7 protein-coding genes are annotated in these 18,135 nt (G+C 68.1%); all 7 read left to right on the top strand.

Annotated features, from left to right (window positions below; genetic code table 11):
* The first annotated feature begins 6 nt into the window (after positions 1-6).
* Genes BMY12_RS06110 through BMY12_RS06080 form a run of 7 tightly spaced genes read left to right on the top strand, consistent with a single transcriptional unit; the run spans position 7 to position 18,064 of the window.
* Positions 7-1,782 (top strand): DUF2341 domain-containing protein, encoded by a 1,776-nt coding sequence (locus BMY12_RS06110; RefSeq protein ID WP_093283463.1) that lies wholly within the window; start codon positions 7-9, stop codon positions 1,780-1,782.
* Between the two features lie 20 nt (positions 1,783-1,802).
* On the top strand, positions 1,803-2,204 hold the full coding sequence (locus tag BMY12_RS06105) for an ExbD/TolR family protein (RefSeq protein WP_093283459.1): 402 nt from the start codon (positions 1,803-1,805) through the stop codon (positions 2,202-2,204).
* 36 nt (positions 2,205-2,240) lie between these two features.
* Positions 2,241-2,909 (top strand): TonB C-terminal domain-containing protein, encoded by a 669-nt coding sequence (locus BMY12_RS06100; protein ID WP_143068861.1) that lies wholly within the window; start codon positions 2,241-2,243, stop codon positions 2,907-2,909.
* A gap of 25 nt (positions 2,910-2,934) precedes the next feature.
* The gene (locus BMY12_RS06095; RefSeq protein ID WP_093283454.1) at positions 2,935-4,641 is read left to right on the top strand and encodes a putative porin; all 1,707 of its coding nucleotides are present in this window, start codon (positions 2,935-2,937) and stop codon (positions 4,639-4,641) included.
* A gap of 7 nt (positions 4,642-4,648) precedes the next feature.
* On the top strand, positions 4,649-5,239 hold the full coding sequence (locus tag BMY12_RS06090; protein WP_143068860.1) for a hypothetical protein: 591 nt from the start codon (positions 4,649-4,651) through the stop codon (positions 5,237-5,239).
* Between the two features lie 27 nt (positions 5,240-5,266).
* Positions 5,267-5,707, top strand: coding sequence for a YbjN domain-containing protein (locus BMY12_RS06085; RefSeq protein ID WP_093283449.1), 441 nt, complete (start codon positions 5,267-5,269; stop codon positions 5,705-5,707).
* A gap of 21 nt (positions 5,708-5,728) precedes the next feature.
* Positions 5,729-18,064 (top strand): filamentous hemagglutinin family protein, encoded by a 12,336-nt coding sequence (locus BMY12_RS06080; RefSeq protein WP_093283446.1) that lies wholly within the window; start codon positions 5,729-5,731, stop codon positions 18,062-18,064.
* Positions 18,065-18,135: the final 71 nt, after the last annotated feature.

The following is an 18,135-nucleotide window of genomic DNA, read 5'->3' as shown; positions in this document are numbered from 1 at the left end:
GTGCCAATGCGTATGAATCGAAAAATCCGCTCGTGGCTGGCGCTGGGCGCACTGCTGGCCGGCTGGTCGCAGGCGGCGGGTGCGTGGTGGAGCCACGACTGGTCGTATCGCAAGCAGATCGTGCTCAATCCCGCCGCCGTGCCGGTGTCGGGCGGCGCGGCGCTGCACCCGGCCGTGGTGCTGGTGCGTCTGCACGAGGGCGTGTTCCGCTTCGGCGATGCCAATGCCGACGGCTCCGATCTGCGCTTCGTCGCCGAGGATGACAAGACGCCGCTGGCCTATCACATCGAGAAGTTCGATCCGGTGTTCAACATGGCCTTCGTCTGGGTGGCGCTGCCGGAACTCAAGCCGGACGTGCAGACCAGGATCTGGATGTACTACGGCAATGCGCAGACCAACACCCTGCCGGAGAGCCGCGAGACCTATCCCGCCGAACAGCTGCTGGTCTATCACTTCTCCGATGCTGCGGGCTCGGCGGCGCAGGACGCCACCACCTACGCACAACACGCCGGCAGCGTGGTGGCCGGCGATGACAGCGGCCTGATCGGCGGCGCCGCGCGCTTTGACGGCACCGCGCTGCTCAGCATTCCCGCCAATGCCGCGCTGCAGATGCAGAGTGGCGCGGCGCTGAGCTGGTCGCTGTGGCTGCGGCCCTCGGCGGCCGAATCCGCCACCGTGTACAGCTATGGCAATGGCGCGCTGCGCATCGGCCTGGACGGCGGCCATCCCTCGGTGGCGGTGAACGGCCGCAGCCTGCTGCGCGCGCCGACCGCGATTGCCGATGGCAGCTGGCATCACGTGGGCGTGACGGTGTCCACCGCCGGCACCCTGTCGCTGTATCTGGATGGCAAGCTGGCCGGCAGTGCGCCGGTGAGCCTGCCCACGCTGCAGGCGGGCGCCACGCTGGGTGGCGAAGGCAGCGGCGGCGCGGTGCAGCAGGCCTATCACGGCACGCTGGATGAATTCCAGATCTACCGCGGCGAACTCAGCGCCGGCTGGATGCAGCTCGCGGCGTCCAACCAGGGCACGCAGGACAAGCTGCTGGGTTTCGGCGGTGACGAACAGCAGAGCTCCAGCCACACCAGTCATCTCGGCATCATTCTGTCTTCGCTGACGCTCGATGCCTGGATCGCCATCGTGGTGCTGATGACCATGATGAGCATCAGCTTCGTGATCATGGCGCGCAAGGCAAGCCAGCTCAGCCGTGCCGCCAAGGGCAATGCCGCGTTTCTCGACCTGCTGGCCGGCGCCGAGGGCGATGTGCTGACGCTGGCCGGCAGCATGCACAGCGGCGAGACCGCGCCGGCATCGGCGCTGGCGCTGCAGTCGCCGCTGCATGCGCTGTTCGACAGCGGCCTGCGCGAGCTGCGCCATCGCAATCCGCAGCTGCAGCCCGGTGTCAGTCTCAACCCGGCCGCCATCGAAGCGATCCGCGCCGCGATGGAAACCGTGGTGCTGCGCCAGACGCAGGCGCTGAACAAGTTCATGGTGCTGCTCACCATCGCCATTTCCGGCGGCCCTTTCATCGGCCTGCTCGGCACGGTGATGGGCGTGATGATCACCTTCGCCTCGGTGGCTGCCGCCGGTGATGTGAACATCAATGCCATCGCGCCCGGCATCGCCGCCGCCCTGGCCGCCACCGTCGCCGGCCTGCTCGTCGCGATTCCCTCCCTGTTTGGCTACAACTATCTGCTCTCCCGGGTGAAGGAATGCAGCGCGGACATGCAGGTGTTCGTGCAGGAGTTCACCACCAAGGTGGCCGAGCGGTTCCACGCGGTCTGAAGCACCCAGGAGACAGCGCCATGCAAGTCCAGGAAGACAAGGCCTACGACGATATCAACGTCACCCCGATGCTCGATCTCGCCTACGTGCTGCTGGTGATTTTCATCATCATGACCACGGCTTCGGTGCAGGGCGTGAAGGTGAATCTGCCCAAGGCTTCCAACCAGCCCAGTCTGGCCAAGCCCAAGACCGTGGCCATCACCATCAACAATGAAGGCAAGATCTTCATGGACGCGGTGCCGGTGAGCCGCGAGGAACTGGCCCAGCGCCTCAAGCAGAAGAAGGCCGAGAACCCCGATCTGCCGGTGATCGTGCGCGGCGACAGTGCCACGCAATACCAGAACGTGATCGACGTGCTGGCGCTGCTGGGCGAGCTGGACATCACGCAGCTCGGTCTGGTCACCCAGCGTCTGGTTCAGTAGTCAGCGCCGATCATGCCCGCTGGTCTGCAAAACACGATGAGGAAGGCGGGGCCGGTACTCGGCGTTCTCGCGCTGCTGGCGCTGCTCGGCTGGGGCATTTACGCGCTGGTTCACTCCGGTGGTGAACAGCCGCGCAGGATCGTGCCGGAAGTGGTGCAGCTCAAGCTGATTCAGCCGACGCCCCCGCCACCCCCGCCGCCGCCGCCCGAGCAGAAGATCGAGCCGCCCAAGGAGCAGACGCCGCAGATGAAGGTGGAGGAGCTGCAGCAGACGCCCCCTTCACCCGAGCCGCCCTCCGATGCGCCGCCCGGTCCGCCGGCGCTGGACGCGGCGGGCGAGGGTGGCAGCGATGGCTTCGGACTCGGTGGCAAGCCGGGCGGCGCCGGTTATGGCGGTGGTGGTGGCGGCGGTTCCCGCTTCGGCTGGTACTACAGCAAGGTTCACGACAAGGTTTATGCGGCGATGGATCGCCGCAAGCGCTTGCGCGAGCAGCGCCTCGAGCTCACCGCACAGATCTGGGTCGAAGCCGATGGTCGCATCAGCCGCGTCGCGCTGCTGCAGCCCAGCGGCAAGAGCGATATCGACGATCTGGTTCTGGAGGCCCTGCGCAGCATCGGCCGTCTGGACGTTCCCCCCGCCGATATGCCGCAACCCATGAATCTGCGCCTGGGCGCACGCAATCGCGGCACGCGCTTCAACAGCTGACATCTCGCCAGGATATATCCCGCTCATGATTGACCAAGCCGATCTTCACGTCCTCAAGCCGCGCCAGGGCCTGCGCCTGCTGGCCGCCTGCGCCAGCCTCTGCGCCGCCACGCTCGCACAGGCGCAGCCGCTGCCGCAGGAGCAGACGCCGGCCGCGACACCCGATCTGCAGATGAGCGATTTTCTCGGCGAGTCGGCGCCGCCGCCGGCCGCGCCGCTGAACAAGCCCGCCACGGAAAGCCCGGACAAGACCGCCGGCGACAAGGACAAGGCGGTGCGCGTGCCGTATCTGAGCGAGCAGCAGCGCGAAGAGATCAAGAAGGAATTGCGCGACGAGATCCTGGCCACCGCCGCCAAGGAGAACTGGGCGCAGCCCGAGGCGCTGCCGGCCTGGGTGCGGCGCACCCGGATCGAAGGCGAGATTCTGCTGCGCATGGAAGCCGATCTCATGGACAAGGGCAATGGCGCGCAGTTCTTCAACTTCCAGGCCATCAACAGCGGCGCGCCGGTGAACTTCACGCCGCCCTCGGACCCTTCGCTGGTGACCGTGCCGTTTCTCAACACCACGCAGAACCGCACCATCCCCAAGCTGCGCGCCAAGCTGGGCCTGAGCTACACGCTCTCCGATCCCATGGTGTTCAACTTCCGTCTCGCCACCGGCAACGGCGGCAACCCGGTGTCCACCAACCAGACCCTGGGCACCAGCTTCAACAAGCCGCAGGTGCTGATCGACCGCGCCTATGTGCACTACCAGATGCTCGCCGCGCTGAGTTTCGACGGTGGCCGCGCGCCCAATCCCTTCACCACCGGCACCGATCTGATCTGGGATCGCGATCTGAGTTTCGACGGCCTGGGCGGCCGTTACCGCTACAGCTTCAGCCCGCAGCGCTCGCTGCAGCTGGCGCTGGGCGCGTACTCGGTGGAGAACACCGATCTGAACTACGCCAGCAACGGCCTGAGCAAGTACGCCAGCCGCGACAAGTGGCTGCTCGGCGCGCAGCTGGAATGGCGCGGCGACCTGTTCAAGGAGCAGATGCTGCGGGTCGGCGCCGGCTTCTACGATTTCACCAAGGTGGTCGGCAAGTTCTCCTCGCAATGTCAGGCGCCGGGTTCGGCAAACGCCTGCAGCACGGATGATTCGCGGCCGGCCTTCGTGCAGAAGGGCAACACCATGTTCGCCCTGCGCAATCTGCAGGTGCAGAACGAAAACGAAGACCCCACCTATCAGTATTTCGGTCTGGCGTCGCAGTTCCGCGTGCTCTCGCTCAGTGCCAGCTGGGATGCGCCGCTGAGCGAGACCGTGCGCGTCGCGCTGGATGCCGATTACGCGCGCAACCTCACGTTCTCGCCGGACAAGATCCGCGCGCAGGTGCCGGTGAACAATCTCGGTCCCTGCGCCAACGCCAGCAGCTGCACGGCGCAGCAGGCCTGGGAAGGCGGCGGCAATGCCTATCAGGCGCAGCTGCGTCTCGGCCGGCCCAAGCTGCAGCGTCCCGGCGACTGGCAGGCGCAGTTCGGCTATCGCTACGTGCAGAGTGATGCGCTGCTCGATGCTTTCACCGATTCCGACTTCCATCTCGGCGGCAGCAATGCGCAGGGCTATTACGTCGGCGGCAGTTTCACTTTTGCGCCGTCCGCGACGCTGGGCGCCCGCTATCTGAGCGCCACCGAGATCACCGGGCCCAAGCTCTCGATCGATGTGCTGCAGATCGATCTGGCCGTGCGCTTCTGATCCCGCCATGTCGCCAGGACGCCTGCTTTTGCTGAGCGCGCTGCTGATGCTGGCGGCGCCGGCCCGCGCGGATCGCAATTCCGAAGACCGGCTGCGCGATCAGCTGCGCAACACCATCACCCAGCTGCGTGCGCTGACGCAGGAAAACGCCAGCCTCAAGGTGCAGCTCGCGCAGGCGCAGGCGCGGCCCGTGGAGGACCCGGGCAAGGCGCAGCGCCTGCAGCACGACATCCAGCAGCTGCGCGGCGAGCGCGAGGCGCTGCAGGCGCAGCTCACGCAGCGCGGCGGCGAGCTGCAGCAGCTGCAGGAGGCCCAGCAGAGCGCGCAGCAGGATTACCGCCGCCTGCAATCCACGCTGCTCGCCGACCACCGCCGCGCCGAGGCTGCGGATGCGGCGCTGACCGAATGCCTTGCCGATAACCGCAGCCTGCTGGGCGTGGTCGATGAGCTGGCGCTGCGCTACCAGAATCGCGGCTTTGCCGATGTGCTGCTGTCACGCGAGCCGCTCACCGGCCTGCGGCAGGCGCAGCTGGAGCAGACCGCGCAGCGTTACCGCGATCAGGCCGCGACGCTGCGCGCCGGCAGCAAGAACCCCTGAAACCGCAAGCGCCAACGGAAAGAATCCATGAATACCCCTGTCGCATCCCTGAGCCTGGCCGAGATCGCCGACGTGCTGCGCGGCGCCGGCCTGCGCGCCACGCTCGCCGAGCAGCAAGACGGTCGCCAGCTGATTCAAAGCGCGGTGCAGGGCATCGGCTTCGTGGTCACCGGCGGCAACTGCGCGCCGCAGCAGCAGGACCGTTACGTGGATCTGAGCTTCAGCTGTCTGATCGCCACCGATGGCGGGCTGGACGCGGCGATGGCGCAGCGCTGGAACGCCGGCAAGCGTTTCGCGCGCATGTATCACAGCGGCGAGATGCTGGTGGTGGCGATGGATGTGTTCATCGCGGCCGGCGAGCCGGCGGCGCTGCTGCGAGCCTATTGCGAGCTCTGGGATCGCGTGCTGCATGAATTCATCGCCTTCGTGCGCAGCATGCCGGCCGCGCCGGCCGCCAAGTCCGCCTGAAATTCAAACTGGAAGCGCGCCATGAAACGTCCTGATCGCCAGCAGCGCAGACCCGGCCTCTGGCCGCTGTCGGCGCAGGGCCGCATGCGGCGCATCGCCTTGCTGGGGCTGCTGGGCGCGCCCTCGCTGCTGCAGGCGACGCCGGCGCTTGCCGGCGCTTCCATCGGCTCGGCGGCCTGGTTCGCGCAGATGCACGCGGGCAGCGCCGCGCAGAACCAGATACCGGCGACCCGTTCGCCGACCACGGCGGTACTGCAGTCGGGCGCCAGCACGCCGGACCAGGCCTTGAAGTCGGCGGATCGTTCGCTGAGCAATCTGCGCGCGGCCCTGGACGGTATCGCCGCCGAGAAGCAGCGCCAGCTGGCGGCGGCGCAGCAGCTGAGTCTGGAAGCCCCGGCAGTGCCGGACGGCCTCACCGCCGGCGGCCTGGTGCCCAGCAAGATCGAAGTGCCGCAGGCCAGCGGCAGCGCCGGCTGTGCCAGCGCCGCGCAGTGCATCTGGGTCAATGCCGAGGCGCCGACGCAGGCGGTGCAGGATGGCCGCACCACGGTGACGGTGGCGCAGACCGCCGACAAGGCGGTTCTCACCTGGGACTCCTTCAACGTCGGCGCGCACACCACGCTGCACATCGACCAGCACGCCGGCACGCAGTCCGACGGCAAGAACGACTGGATCGCGCTCAACCGCGTCAGGCCCGGCGTCGAGGCCTCGGTGGTGCAGGGCACCATCAAGGCCGAGGGCGCGGTCTACATCCTCAATCAGAACGGCGTGCTGTTCGACGCCGGCAGCCGCATCGACACGCATTCGCTGCTGGTCTCGACGCTGCCGCTGTATCTGCGCACGGGCGAGCAGAAGCTGCGTGATCTCAGCGACGAGGCGCTGGCCTACAGCAACACGCAGTTCCTGAAATACGGCTTGCTGTCCACCGATCCCAACAGCGCCATCGGTGGCGTGCTGGGCCTGAATGCGCGGGGCGGCGCCACCTTGCCGCTGGCGGCGGCGGATGCGCTGTCGCTGGCCCTGCCGGGCGATGTCACGGTGGCGCGCGGCGCGCAGCTGTCGATCCGCGACGATGGCTTCGGCCTGATCGCGGCGCCGAACGTGCATGTCGCCGGCGTGCTCGATGCCGCCGACAGCCAGCTGGCGCTGGTGGCCGGTGTGGGCGTCGAAGTCTCGCGACCCGACAGCTCGCAGAGTTCGCGGCGCTTCGTGGTCAATTCGGTGGGCCGCATCGTCGATGCCAGTCACGGCAATGCCGAGCTCACGCCGCTGTTCACGATCGACAACAGCGGCCTGATCAGCGCGCTGCGCGGCGGCGTGTCGCTGATCGGCAGCCGCGTGCTGCAGGATGGCGTGATCGAGGCCAGCACCAGCGTGGCACGCGCCGGCTATATCGACATCATCGCCGCCGATGGTTACGACGAGCAGTCGCAGCGTTATCAGCGCTACGGCTACGCCGGCTTCTCGGGGCGCTCCCTGACGACGGTGCTGCCCGATGAGGGCAAGAGCGGCGTGTTCGACCACGATGCCGCCGACGATACGCCGGACAAAACCAATTCCTCGGCCTCCGCCGATGCGCAGTTCGCGCCGCAGGGCCTGAACGTGAAAGCCTCGGCCATCGTGCTGGACAGCGGCGCGCTGCTGGAGGCGCCGGGACAGAACGTCAATCTCACGGCCGTGGCGGAAGACAGCTCGCTGCTCAAGTCCACGGTCGATGCCAGCGAGGGCGTGGCCGGGCGCCTGTATATCGCGCCGGGCGCCAGCATCGATGTCTCGGGTCTGGCCGATATCGAGGTGCCGCTGTCCGAGGTGCTGATCAGCGTGCCGCGCATCGGCCTCAACGAGCTGGCTGATTCGCCGCTGCAGCGCAGCGGTCCGCTGTTCGGTTCCAGCCTGGTGTTCGACAGCCGCGACAGCGGCACGCGCAGCGACGGTGTCAGCTGGGTGGGCACGCCGCTGGCCAATCTGCTGGGTTATGTGGAGAACGTCAGCCGCGGTGTGCGCGAGCTGCTGGTCAACGGCGGCAATCTCAAGCTGCTGGGCAATGAGGTGATTGCCGACATCGGCTCGCAGCTCAATCTGGCCGGCGGCTATCTGCATTACGACGCCGGCTACAGCAATGCGACACGGCTGGTGACCGCGTCCGGCGGCGTGGTGGACATCGCCCATGCCGATCCCAATGTGCGCTACGTGGGTTTCGCGGGCCAGGCGGTGGAGCAGCATCCGCGCTGGAACATCAGCGAGGTCTACATCAACCCGCTGCTGTCCGGCAAAGGCCTGGTTTACGAGGAGGCCGACATCGGCGGCGGCAACGCCGGCAGCCTCACCGTGTTCGGACAGACCACCAGCCTGATCGCCGGCAGCGTGGACGCGCATGCGGTGTCCGGACGCCGGCAGCTGGACAACGGCGGCATCAGTCTCGGCGGCACCCTGCAGTGGGGCGGCAATTTTTCCGGGCAGCTGTTTCCGGGTCTCAATACCGTGAGCGGCGGGCCGAGTTATGCGGTGGTGTCGCAGCTCGACAGTGCGCTGCTGCGCGGCGTGGACGCGCGCTCGCCGGCTTTCGAACGCGGCGGCGACGCCAGCGATACCGGCGATGTCGCCTGGTGGACACCGGTTTCGGCCAAGCTGATCCGCGACTCCGGCGCCAGTGTGGTGAAGATCATCGCCGATCAGGCCGGCGCCACCACCATGGGCGGCGAGATCAAGGTGGCGGAGGATGCGCAGCTGAGCGTGGCGCCGGGCGGCAGCGCCAAGGGCGACAACGGCCTGAGCATCTCGGCGGCGCGCATCGAGATGGTGGCCTCGCGCATCGATGTCGAAGGTCAGCTCAGCGCGCCTTCGGGCCGCATCAATCTGCTCAGCACCGGCCAGACGTATCTGGAAGGCGCCTCGGTGCTGGAGACCGAGGGCGATGTGGTGCCCGGCGATATCGTGCTGGGCGACAAGGCCAGGCTCAGTGCCCGTGGCCTGCTGATCAACGATACCGATCTGGATCAGCAGCAGGCGCACGGCAGCGCCTACCTCAACGGCGGCTCGGTGACGCTGAGCACGCTGCAGTCCTCCTTCGTCACCGATCCGGGCAGCCCGGCGGTGGAGCCGGACCCGAACAATCCCGATGACACCGGCACGCCCGAGGTGCCGCCGACGGTGGCCAATCTCACCGGCGCCATCGTGCTGAACAGCGGCAGCGTCATCGACGTGATGAGCGGCCTGCGCGTGCAGCAGAACGGCAGGCTGCAGCGCAGCAGCGATGGCGTGATTCTCGGCAGCGGCGGCTCGATTGCGCTGAGCACCTATCTGCTCAATGGCGCGCCTTTCGGCCGCGTCGGTGGTCCGGCGCTGCCCAGCACCCTGCTCGATGAGGTCGGTCATATCGAGCTGGGCGGCGCGCTCTATGGCTATGGCTTCCAGCGCGGCGGCCGCCTGGCACTGCGCGCGCCGGGCATTGTCATCGACGGTTCCACCGGCAGCGATGCGCAGGGCACGCTGGCGATCGATCCGGCGCTGTTCAGTGCCGGCGGCCGCGATGCCGGCGGCAGGCCGGTCCCGGGCGGTTTTGCTGATTTCCGTCTGGATGCGGTCTACGACGCCGGCATCGCCTCCAACACCCGCGTGCTGGTCAGTCCGCAGCAATGGCTGCTGAGCGGCGCCGAAGATGCGATCCCGGCGCTGCGCAGCATCGGCAGCGGCAGCGATCTGCTGCAGCTGGCCCGTGCGGGTGCGATCACCATCGGCCGGCTCGATGCCTTTCACACGCGCAGTGCCAGCTTCGCGCTCTACGCCGGCGACTATCTGAACTGGGTGGGCGGCGAGTCGGGCGGCATCTTCGTGCCGCCGAGCCTGCTGGATGAGGGCGGCGATCCGCTGGCGACGGGCTCGGTGCTGATCGATACCGCCGCCACGCTGGCCATCGAGCCGCGCTCCAGCGTCGTGATCGCCTCGCACAATCGCGTGACCCTGCTCGGTTCCATCATCGATCACGGCGGCTCGGTCACGCTCAGCGTCGATACCGCCTCGGGCGGCTATCACAACAATCCTTCCGGCGGCGCCGACAGCAGCGCCGGCATCCTCAATCCCTATACCTCCGACGATAAGTGGGTGCTGCTCGGCGCCGAGAGTCTGATCGACGTCTCCGGCACCACGCTCTACGACACCACCACCGCGCCGGCGGGTTCGGGAATGATTCCGGTGGGCGAGGTGATCGACGGCGGTTCGGTGACACTCAGCGCCGACACCGGTTATGTCATCGCCCTGAGCTGCGCGGATACGCAGGACTGCAGCGGTTCGTCCAGCACCGGCAACACCGGCAGCGCCAGCACCGGCACCGCTGCCGGCAGCAACGCGGTGATTCCGAAATTCGGCAGCAATGACGGCGGCTCCGGTGGTTCGGGGGGATCGTCCAGCGGCGGCAATACCGGCAGCAGCGACGGCAATCGCACCGCGGCGCTGATCGATGTCTCCGGTGCCAGCGGCTATGTCGGCATCCTGCAACCCTGCCTGCGCCTGGCCGACGCCACGCTGATCGCCAGCGATGCCGGTGCGATCCGCATCGGCGCGGGCTCCGGCCTGTATTTCGATGGCAGCCTGCTGGGGCAGGCGGGTGGCGCCGGCGCGCAGGGCGGCAGCCTGAGCGTGGTGGCGCTCAATCCGCGCGTGGCGCCGGACAGCGGCTATGCCGGCGCGCAGCGGCTGGTGCTCAGCGCCACCGCGCCGACCCTGCCCGAGCGTTTCCTCGACTTCAGCGCCAGGCAGACCGTGGGCGCCGACGGCATCCTGTATTTCTCGACGGACCGTCTCGACGGCTCGGGCATCGCCGCGCTGTCGCTGGGCAGCGATCCGCAGCTCAGCGACACGCCGGTGCCCATCGACATCAACAGCTCGCTGAGCCTGAGTCTGGCGCGTTCGCTGAGCCTCAACACCCTGGTGTTCTCGGCGCGTCCGCCGGTGCCCGAGCATGGCCACATCAAGCCGATCGAGGTCAGCTTGAGCGCGCCGTATGTGGCCCTGCACGGCTACAGCGCCAGCGCTGACAGCTACGACAGTTTCGAGAACATCACCGTGCCCGGCCTGCCGGAGACACGCCAGCCGCTGTCCTCGCTCAGCATCAGCGCGCAGGATTTCGACATCGGTGGTCAGCTGGCCATCGAGAACTACAAGGACGTAGCGCTGAACGCCAGCGGCGATGTGCGTTTCTACACGCCGGCGGCTTACAGCAGCTTCAATACCGGCAACGGCAACTACAAGACCTTGCCGGGCGTGCTCCTGATCGGCGGCAGTCTCACGCTGACGGCCAATCGCATCTATCCGGCCAGCGGCCAGACGCAGCTGCTGATTGCCGACAATCACCTGCGCCGCAGTGATCTGGAACTGATCATCCGCCCCACGGAGAAGGACCCCGATACCGGCGAGCCGCTGACCACCTTCGGCACTCTCTATCAGGCCTCCGACGCCACCATCACCTTCAAGCAGAGCGGCGGCAGCAGTGTCGCGCCTTACTCGGTGGGCGGCTCGCTGGTGGTCACCGCCAAGCAGATCGAGCAGGACGGCACGATCTACGCGCCGGGCGGCTCGATCCAGCTCGGCATCGCCAACGATCACATTCTCGAAGGCGTGGACGATGACGAGCAGGTCTTCAACTACAGCCTGTTCCCTTACTTCCGCAGCAGCATTCCCACCGTCCAGCTCGACGCGGTCTATCACTACGACGATCTGGTCTATCAAGACCCGACCGACACCCGGCAGGCGGTGTTGCAGGACCAGCCGCTGATCACGCAGGTGGCGCTGGAAACCATCACCAGCAAGGTCAGCTTCGGTGCCGGCAGCCGGACCTCGGTGTCGCTGGCGGGACTGACGCTGCCTTATGGTCAGACCGTGGATGGTCTGAATCTGGTCTACAACCCCAGCGGCGACAGTCACGCGCAGCTGTCCGATCTCAAGCAGTCGCCCGACAAGCGCATCGGCGTGGTCGGCGGCAGCATCGATGTGAAATCCGGTGCGGTGCTCGATGTCAGCGGTGGCGGCGAGCTGTTCGCCAGCGAATGGGTGGCCGGCACCGGCGGCACGCGCAATGTGCTGGCCAGCAGCAGCACCTCGTTCGCCGGCGGTGTCGAACATCAGCTCTCGCTGTATCCGGATGCGCGTCAGGTCTACGCCATCGTGCCCGGTTACAGCGGGCTGGCACCCTACGATCCGGCGCTGCTCAGCGGCGATCTGGCCCGCGATCCGCTGGTGGGGCAGGCGGTCTATCTCAGTGGCATCGCCGGCCTGCCGGCGGGCACCTACACCTTGCTGCCCGGCGCTTACGCGGTGCTGCCCGGCGCCTACCGCCTGGTGCAGGACACCGCCACGCAGGACGTGATCGCCTCGATCAGCAACAAGACCCTGGCCGACGGCAGCCTGCAGGTGGCCGGCTACTTCGTCGATCAGCTCAGCGGCGCACGCAGCGCGCACAGCAGCAACTTCCTGCTGCAGTCGGCGGCGGTCTGGGGCCAGTACTCCGAGTATCACTACACCAGCCTCAACCACTATTTCACCGCGCAGCAGAGCGCCGGCGCCTTGCCGCTGGCCGCGCCCGCCGACGCCGGCACGCTGGCCTTGTCGACGCTGACGCAGCTGTCGCTGAGCGGTGCGCTGCAGGCCGCGCCGGTGAGCGGCTACAAGGGTGTGGATCTGCAGATCGCCGCGCCGCAGATCGTGGTCGGCGACGGCAGCGCGCTTGGCGGCGCGCTGTCGCTGGACGCGGCCTGGCTCAGCGGGCTGCATGCGCGTCGCCTGCTGCTCGGCGCGCTCAGCGGTTCCACCGCCGACGGCATCGAAGAGCTGTACGTGGGTGCGGACAAGGTGACGGTCGCCAATTCCGCCGCGCGGCCCTTGCAGGCCGCCGAGATCGTGCTGGTGGCGCGTGGTGAATCCGCAGGCGATGGCGTGCAGATCGGCCAGCAGGCGCTGCTGCGCAGCGAAGGCGCGGCCACCGGCCGGCGCGGTTATCAGCTGTCCATCGGTGGCGCCGGCACCATCCAGCACCAGACGTCCGATCCGGACGACGGCACGCTCAGCGACGACGAGCCCATCGAACAGGATGTCAGCGGTGACGGCGCTTTCCTGCAGCTGTCGGTGAATCAGATCAATGTGCCGGTGCGTCTGCTGGTGACCGGCCTCGACGGCCCCGAGGGCCTGGCCAAGGGCAGCACGAATATCGTGGCGGGCGCGACGCTCGGCGGCGCCGGCAGTCTCACGCTGGATGCCACCGGCGGTCTGGCGATTGCCGATTCCGCGCAGCTGAAAGTGCAGTCCCTGGGACTCAACAGTGCCGACATCGCGGTGGCGGATCGCAGCAGCCTCAGCGGCGACTACGGTGTGCTGATCGGCCCGGCGCTGCAGCGGCAGCTGGCGCAGATCGGTCTGGTGCAGCTCAATGCCACGCAGGCCATCCACTTCATCGGCGATGCGCAGCTGCGCGCGCTCGACACTCTGGAACTCAACAGCCCCGAGCTGATCAGCGACGGCGGCCACGCCACGCTCAGCAGCGGCACGCTGATTCTCGCCAACAATCTCGACAGCGCTGCCGGTTACGGCAGCGGCGGCACCGGCCAGCTCACGGCGCAGGTCTCGCGTCTGGAGTTCTTCGGCGACCACAGCCTGACCGGCAGCAGGATGGGCTTCGATGGTTTTGCGCAGCTGAGCCTGAATGCCGGCAGCGAGCTGCGTGCGGTGGGCAGCGGCAGTCTGCTGCTCGGCGGCAGCGATCTGCTGCTGCAGGCGCCGGTGTTCAATCTCGGCAATGCCTCGGCGCTGCGCATCGAAGACGCGGGTCTGCTGCAGGCCACCCGCAGCAGCACCAGCCAGGTGCCCGCCGGCGGTGTCGGCGGCAGCCTCGGCGTGACGGCGCGCCGCATCGACTGGAACGCGCCGCTCGCCGCGCAGGCCGGGCGCATCAGCCTCAGCGCCAGCGAGGATCTGCGCCTGGGTGCGCAGGCGCAGCTGGATGCCCGCGGCAGCCGCTTCATCGCCTACGATCAGACCCTGCCGCTGTCGGCGGGCTCGATTCAGCTCGCCAGCGGCAGCGGCGCGCTGAGCCTGGCAGCGGGCGCCACGCTCGATGTCTCCGCCGATGCCAGCGGCGGCGACGCCGGTGCCATCGCGTTGAGCAGCGCGGGAAACGCGGTGAGTCTGCAAGGCCAGCTGCGCGGTGCGCGCGGCAGCAGCGGTGCGGGCGCCAGCTTCAGCCTCGACAGCCGGTCGGCGGTGGCGCTGGATGGCGTCGCCGATGCGCTGGCAGGCTCGGGCATCGACGGCGCGATCCGCGTGCGCAGCGGCAGCGGCGATCTGAGTCTGGGCGCCGACCGGCAGCTGCGTGCACAGAGTGTGCAGCTGATTGCCGATGGCGGTGATCTGGATCTGGCCGGTCGCATCGATGCCCGCGGCGCCGATGGCGGCAGCATTGCCGCCTACGCCCAGCATGCGCTGCGCATCACTGGCTCGCTGCTGGCGGCCGGCGGCGCGCAGGGCAAGGGCGGCAGGATCGATCTGGGCGTGGGCGCCAGCGGCGACGGCCGCAGCGATGCGCTGCTCGGCTATCAGTCCTACGACGCCGCGCAGGCCGGACGCGTGCAGCTGGCCGATACCGCGTTGCTGGACGTCAGCGGCAGCGCCGGCCGCGTCCGTCTGCGGGTGCCGCTGCTCGCCGATGGCAGCGTGCCGCTCAGCGTCGCCGATGGCGCGACCCTGCTTGGCGCCAGCACGCCGGAGCTGGAAATCTACGCACGCTGGGACGCGGCCGACAGCAGCAGCGGCGCGCTGCACTTCAACGGCCGCGTCGATCCGGCGAACAGTGGCGATGCCGGCCGCTTCTTCCGCGACACGCTCGTGCATTATGTGCAGAGCCCGGTCTGGCAGCTGGATCAGCGCAACGGTCAGGCGCAGCACTGGCTGGCGCGCGCCGGCATCGAGCTGCGCAACAGCAGCGCACTGATCGATGGCGGCGACATCACCATCGCCAGCAACTGGAACCTCGCTTCCGGTCATTTCGATGCGCAGGGCCGGCCGGTGCTGGATCTGCGCACGAATGATCTGGCGCCGGTGATCAGCCTGCGCGCCAGCGGCGATCTGCGCGTGCAGGCCTCGATCAGCGATGGCTTCTTCCAGAGCGCCAATCCCTTCAATCCCACACAGCCGGATGATCTGGCCCATGATGTGGCAGCCAGTGCCAGCGCCAGCAATCCGCTGCCGCTGGCCACGGCTTCGCTGCTGGGCCTGCAGGCCGATGGCCGGCCTTACGATTCCGCCTCGCTGCGTCTGGTGGCGGGTGCCGACACCGGCAGCGCCGATCCGCTGGCGCTGCTCGCGAGCAGCGGCAAGGGCAGCGTGGTTCTCAGCGGCCATCAGAGCGCGGCCTCCAATGCCGCAGGCAATGAGGGCCGCATGCTCGCGACGCCGACCATGATCCGCACCGGCGTCGGCAGCATCGAGATCGCCGCCGCGCGGGATCTGCTGCTCAGCGACAGCGTGGCGCCCGGCGTGATCTACACCGCCGGCTACGCCAATACCGATGGTCTGGTGCGGCCTGGCAATGCCGGGCTGCTGAGTGTGGTGGACGGACAGGCGCCGGTGATCGACACCGGCAAGGTGCAGCCGCGCGGTGCCGGCGATCTGGACATCGCGGTCGGCGGCAGCATCCGCGCGCCGCTGCAGATCACGGACGACGGCACGCGCACCGGCGTGGCCGGCGCCAATCTCACGCAGTGGTGGTGGCCCTGGATGCAGGACAGCTGCCTGCTCACACAGAGCGGCTGCACCGGCAGCCGCGAGGCATCGTCCATCAACTTCGGCATGTTCGATCAGGGCGTGCTCAGCGCCGGCGGCGATGTGCGGATCCGCGCCGGTGGCGATATCCAGGGTCTCTCGGTCTCCCTGCCCAGCACCTGGACGAAGCAGGCCGGCGCCGATGAACGCGGCATCGGCGGCGGTGATCTGCAGCTCTCGGCCGGCGGTGATGTGCTGGGCGGCTCGTACTTCGTGGCGAAGGGCGAGGGCCATCTGCGTGCCGGCGGCGTGTTCGGCAACAGCGATGCGGCGCCGCTGCTGGCGCTGCAGGATGCGCAGCTCAAGGTCGAGGCGGCGGCCGGACTGAATGTCGGCGGCATCTTCAATCCCTCGTATCTGTTCACCAACTTCGACGCCAATGCCTACAGCGCTGCTTCGGCGGTGAGCCTGCGCAGCGCCGCCGGCGCGGTGGTGCTGGGCAGCGCGGCGGTGATTCCGGGTGCCGACTATGGCGGCAGCAGCGTGCTGGGCCGAGGTGATGCCTTCATCCTGCCGGCGCATCTGAGCATCGCCGCCGCCAACGGCACCCTGAGCCTGCGTCGCGGCGGCGAATTGTTCCCGGCCGCCGATGGCCAGCTGGAACTGTATGCACAGGACAGCATCAGCCTGCTGGGTCGCGCCAACAACGGCGAGCGCCTGGGCCTGCTCGATCTGGATGCGGCGCTGCTGCCTTCGATCGACTCGCCGCTGAGCAGCAGCGCGGTGCCGGCCTCGGGCAGCTTCATCCAGCAGGACGGACTCTCCAATTTCCTGCTGCGTGATCCCGGCTTGCTGCATGCGCATGATCCGCAGCCGCTGCGCCTCTACAGCGTGGCCGGCAGCATCCTCAATGGTTATCGCCTCAGCGTCACCGCCGGCTCGGAGGCGTTTCCCGGCTACGAGGCCGGTGCCGGCGACAATGGCATGCGCATCTCGGTGTTCAAGCCGGCGCAGATCCGCGCCGGTCTGGACATCGTCAATCTCTGGTTCTCGGGCCAGAACTTCTACAGCAGCGATATCACCAGCATCATCGCCGGGCGCGATCTGCTCGATCCGCCGCTGCAGCAATCCAAGTTCGTGCCGGTGATCGAGCTTGGCGGCCCGGGCAGTCTGGCGGTGTCCGCCGGACGCAATCTGGGGCCGCTGACTTCCGCCGGCGATGCGCGCAGCGACGGCTATCTGTTCAAGGGCAGCGAACAGTTCCCGGGCATCCGCAGCATCGGCAACAGCAACAATCTGTATCTGGATCGCGATGGCGCCGATATCGATGTCGCTTATGGCGTCGGTCCCGGCATCGCCATCGATGCCTTCGCCGCGCAGTACCTCGATCCGGCCGTGCTGCACGATCCGCTCAATCCGCAGGACAAGCTCGGCACGCCCGATTACACGCAGGCGCTGCTGGCGTTCGTGCGTGAGACGCTGCTGGACGCGCAGCGTCGCGATGGCGTGGATCGCAGCGTGCAGCTCGGCGCGCTGGATGCCAGCCTGGCCTGGCAGATCTTCAGCGCGCTGCCGCAGGCACAGCGCCAGCGCTTCGTCAGTGCCAGCTTCCTGGATCTGCTCAATCAGGTGGGCCTGGATTACAACGCGGTCACGCGCAAGGTCTACGACCGCAGCCATCCGCAGGGCGTGCAGTACAGCGCCGACAACATCCTCTATGCCGGCCAGTACGGACGCGGCTATCGCGCCATCGACACCCTGTTCCCCGGGCAGTGGGGCTATACGCAGAACGCGCTCGATGGCAGCCGCAATGGCGCGCTGGCGCTGCGCAGCACCGGCACCCTGGACATGCGCGGTTCCACGATCCAGTCGCGCTATGGCGGCAGCATCGACATTCTCGGTCCCGGCGGGCCGATTCTGGTCGGCAGCGCCGGCGCGCCGCCGTTCACCGCCGAAACCGGCAACACCGCGGCGGTGGGCCCCAGCTCGCAGGGCGTGCTCGCCTTGCAGGCCGGCTCGGTGCGGGTGTTCACCGATCAGAGCGTGCTGCTGGCGCAGAGCCGCATCTTCACGCAGCAGGGCGGCGATGTGCTGATCTGGAGTTCCAACGGCGACATCAATGCCGGCAAGGGCGCCAAGACCAGTTCCGAAGTGCCGCCGCTGCGCTTTGCCTGCGACGACGATCTGTTCTGCACGGTCGATACCGCCTCGCAGGTCAGCGGCGCCGGCATCGCGGCGCTGCAGAGCGTGCCGGGCGAGCCGGCAGGTTCGGCCAATCTGATCGCACCGGTCGGCACCGTGGATGCAGGCGACGCCGGCATCCGCGTCAGCGGCAGTCTCAATGTCGCGGCGGCGCAGGTGGCCAATGCCGACAACATCCAGGTCTCCGGCGCCAAGATCGGCGTGCCCAGCGCCGCCGTGGATTCTTCCGCCATGAGTGTGGCCGGTGCGGTGTCCTCGGCGGTGGCGCAGAGCGCCGAGCAGGCCGGTGCTTCGCAGAAACGCCGCGATACCGAGCTGGAACTGTTCGTCGAGATTCTCAGCCCGGTGGATTCGGGTTCCGATTGCACGGAGCAAGACCGCAAGCAGGGCGCCTGCGGACACGGCGGCTGAGTGCGCAGGCCGCTGCCGTGCCACGGCGCTGCAATGTTCCTTGTGTAGGCTGCGTCACAGATGACAGGGGT

Origin of the sequence: Solimonas aquatica (assembly GCF_900111015.1) — a bacterium.
GTDB lineage: Bacteria > Pseudomonadota > Gammaproteobacteria > Nevskiales > Nevskiaceae > Solimonas > Solimonas aquatica.
The sequence above is the reverse complement of the archived record's forward strand: the minus strand, read 5'-3'. Positions and strand labels throughout refer to the sequence as shown.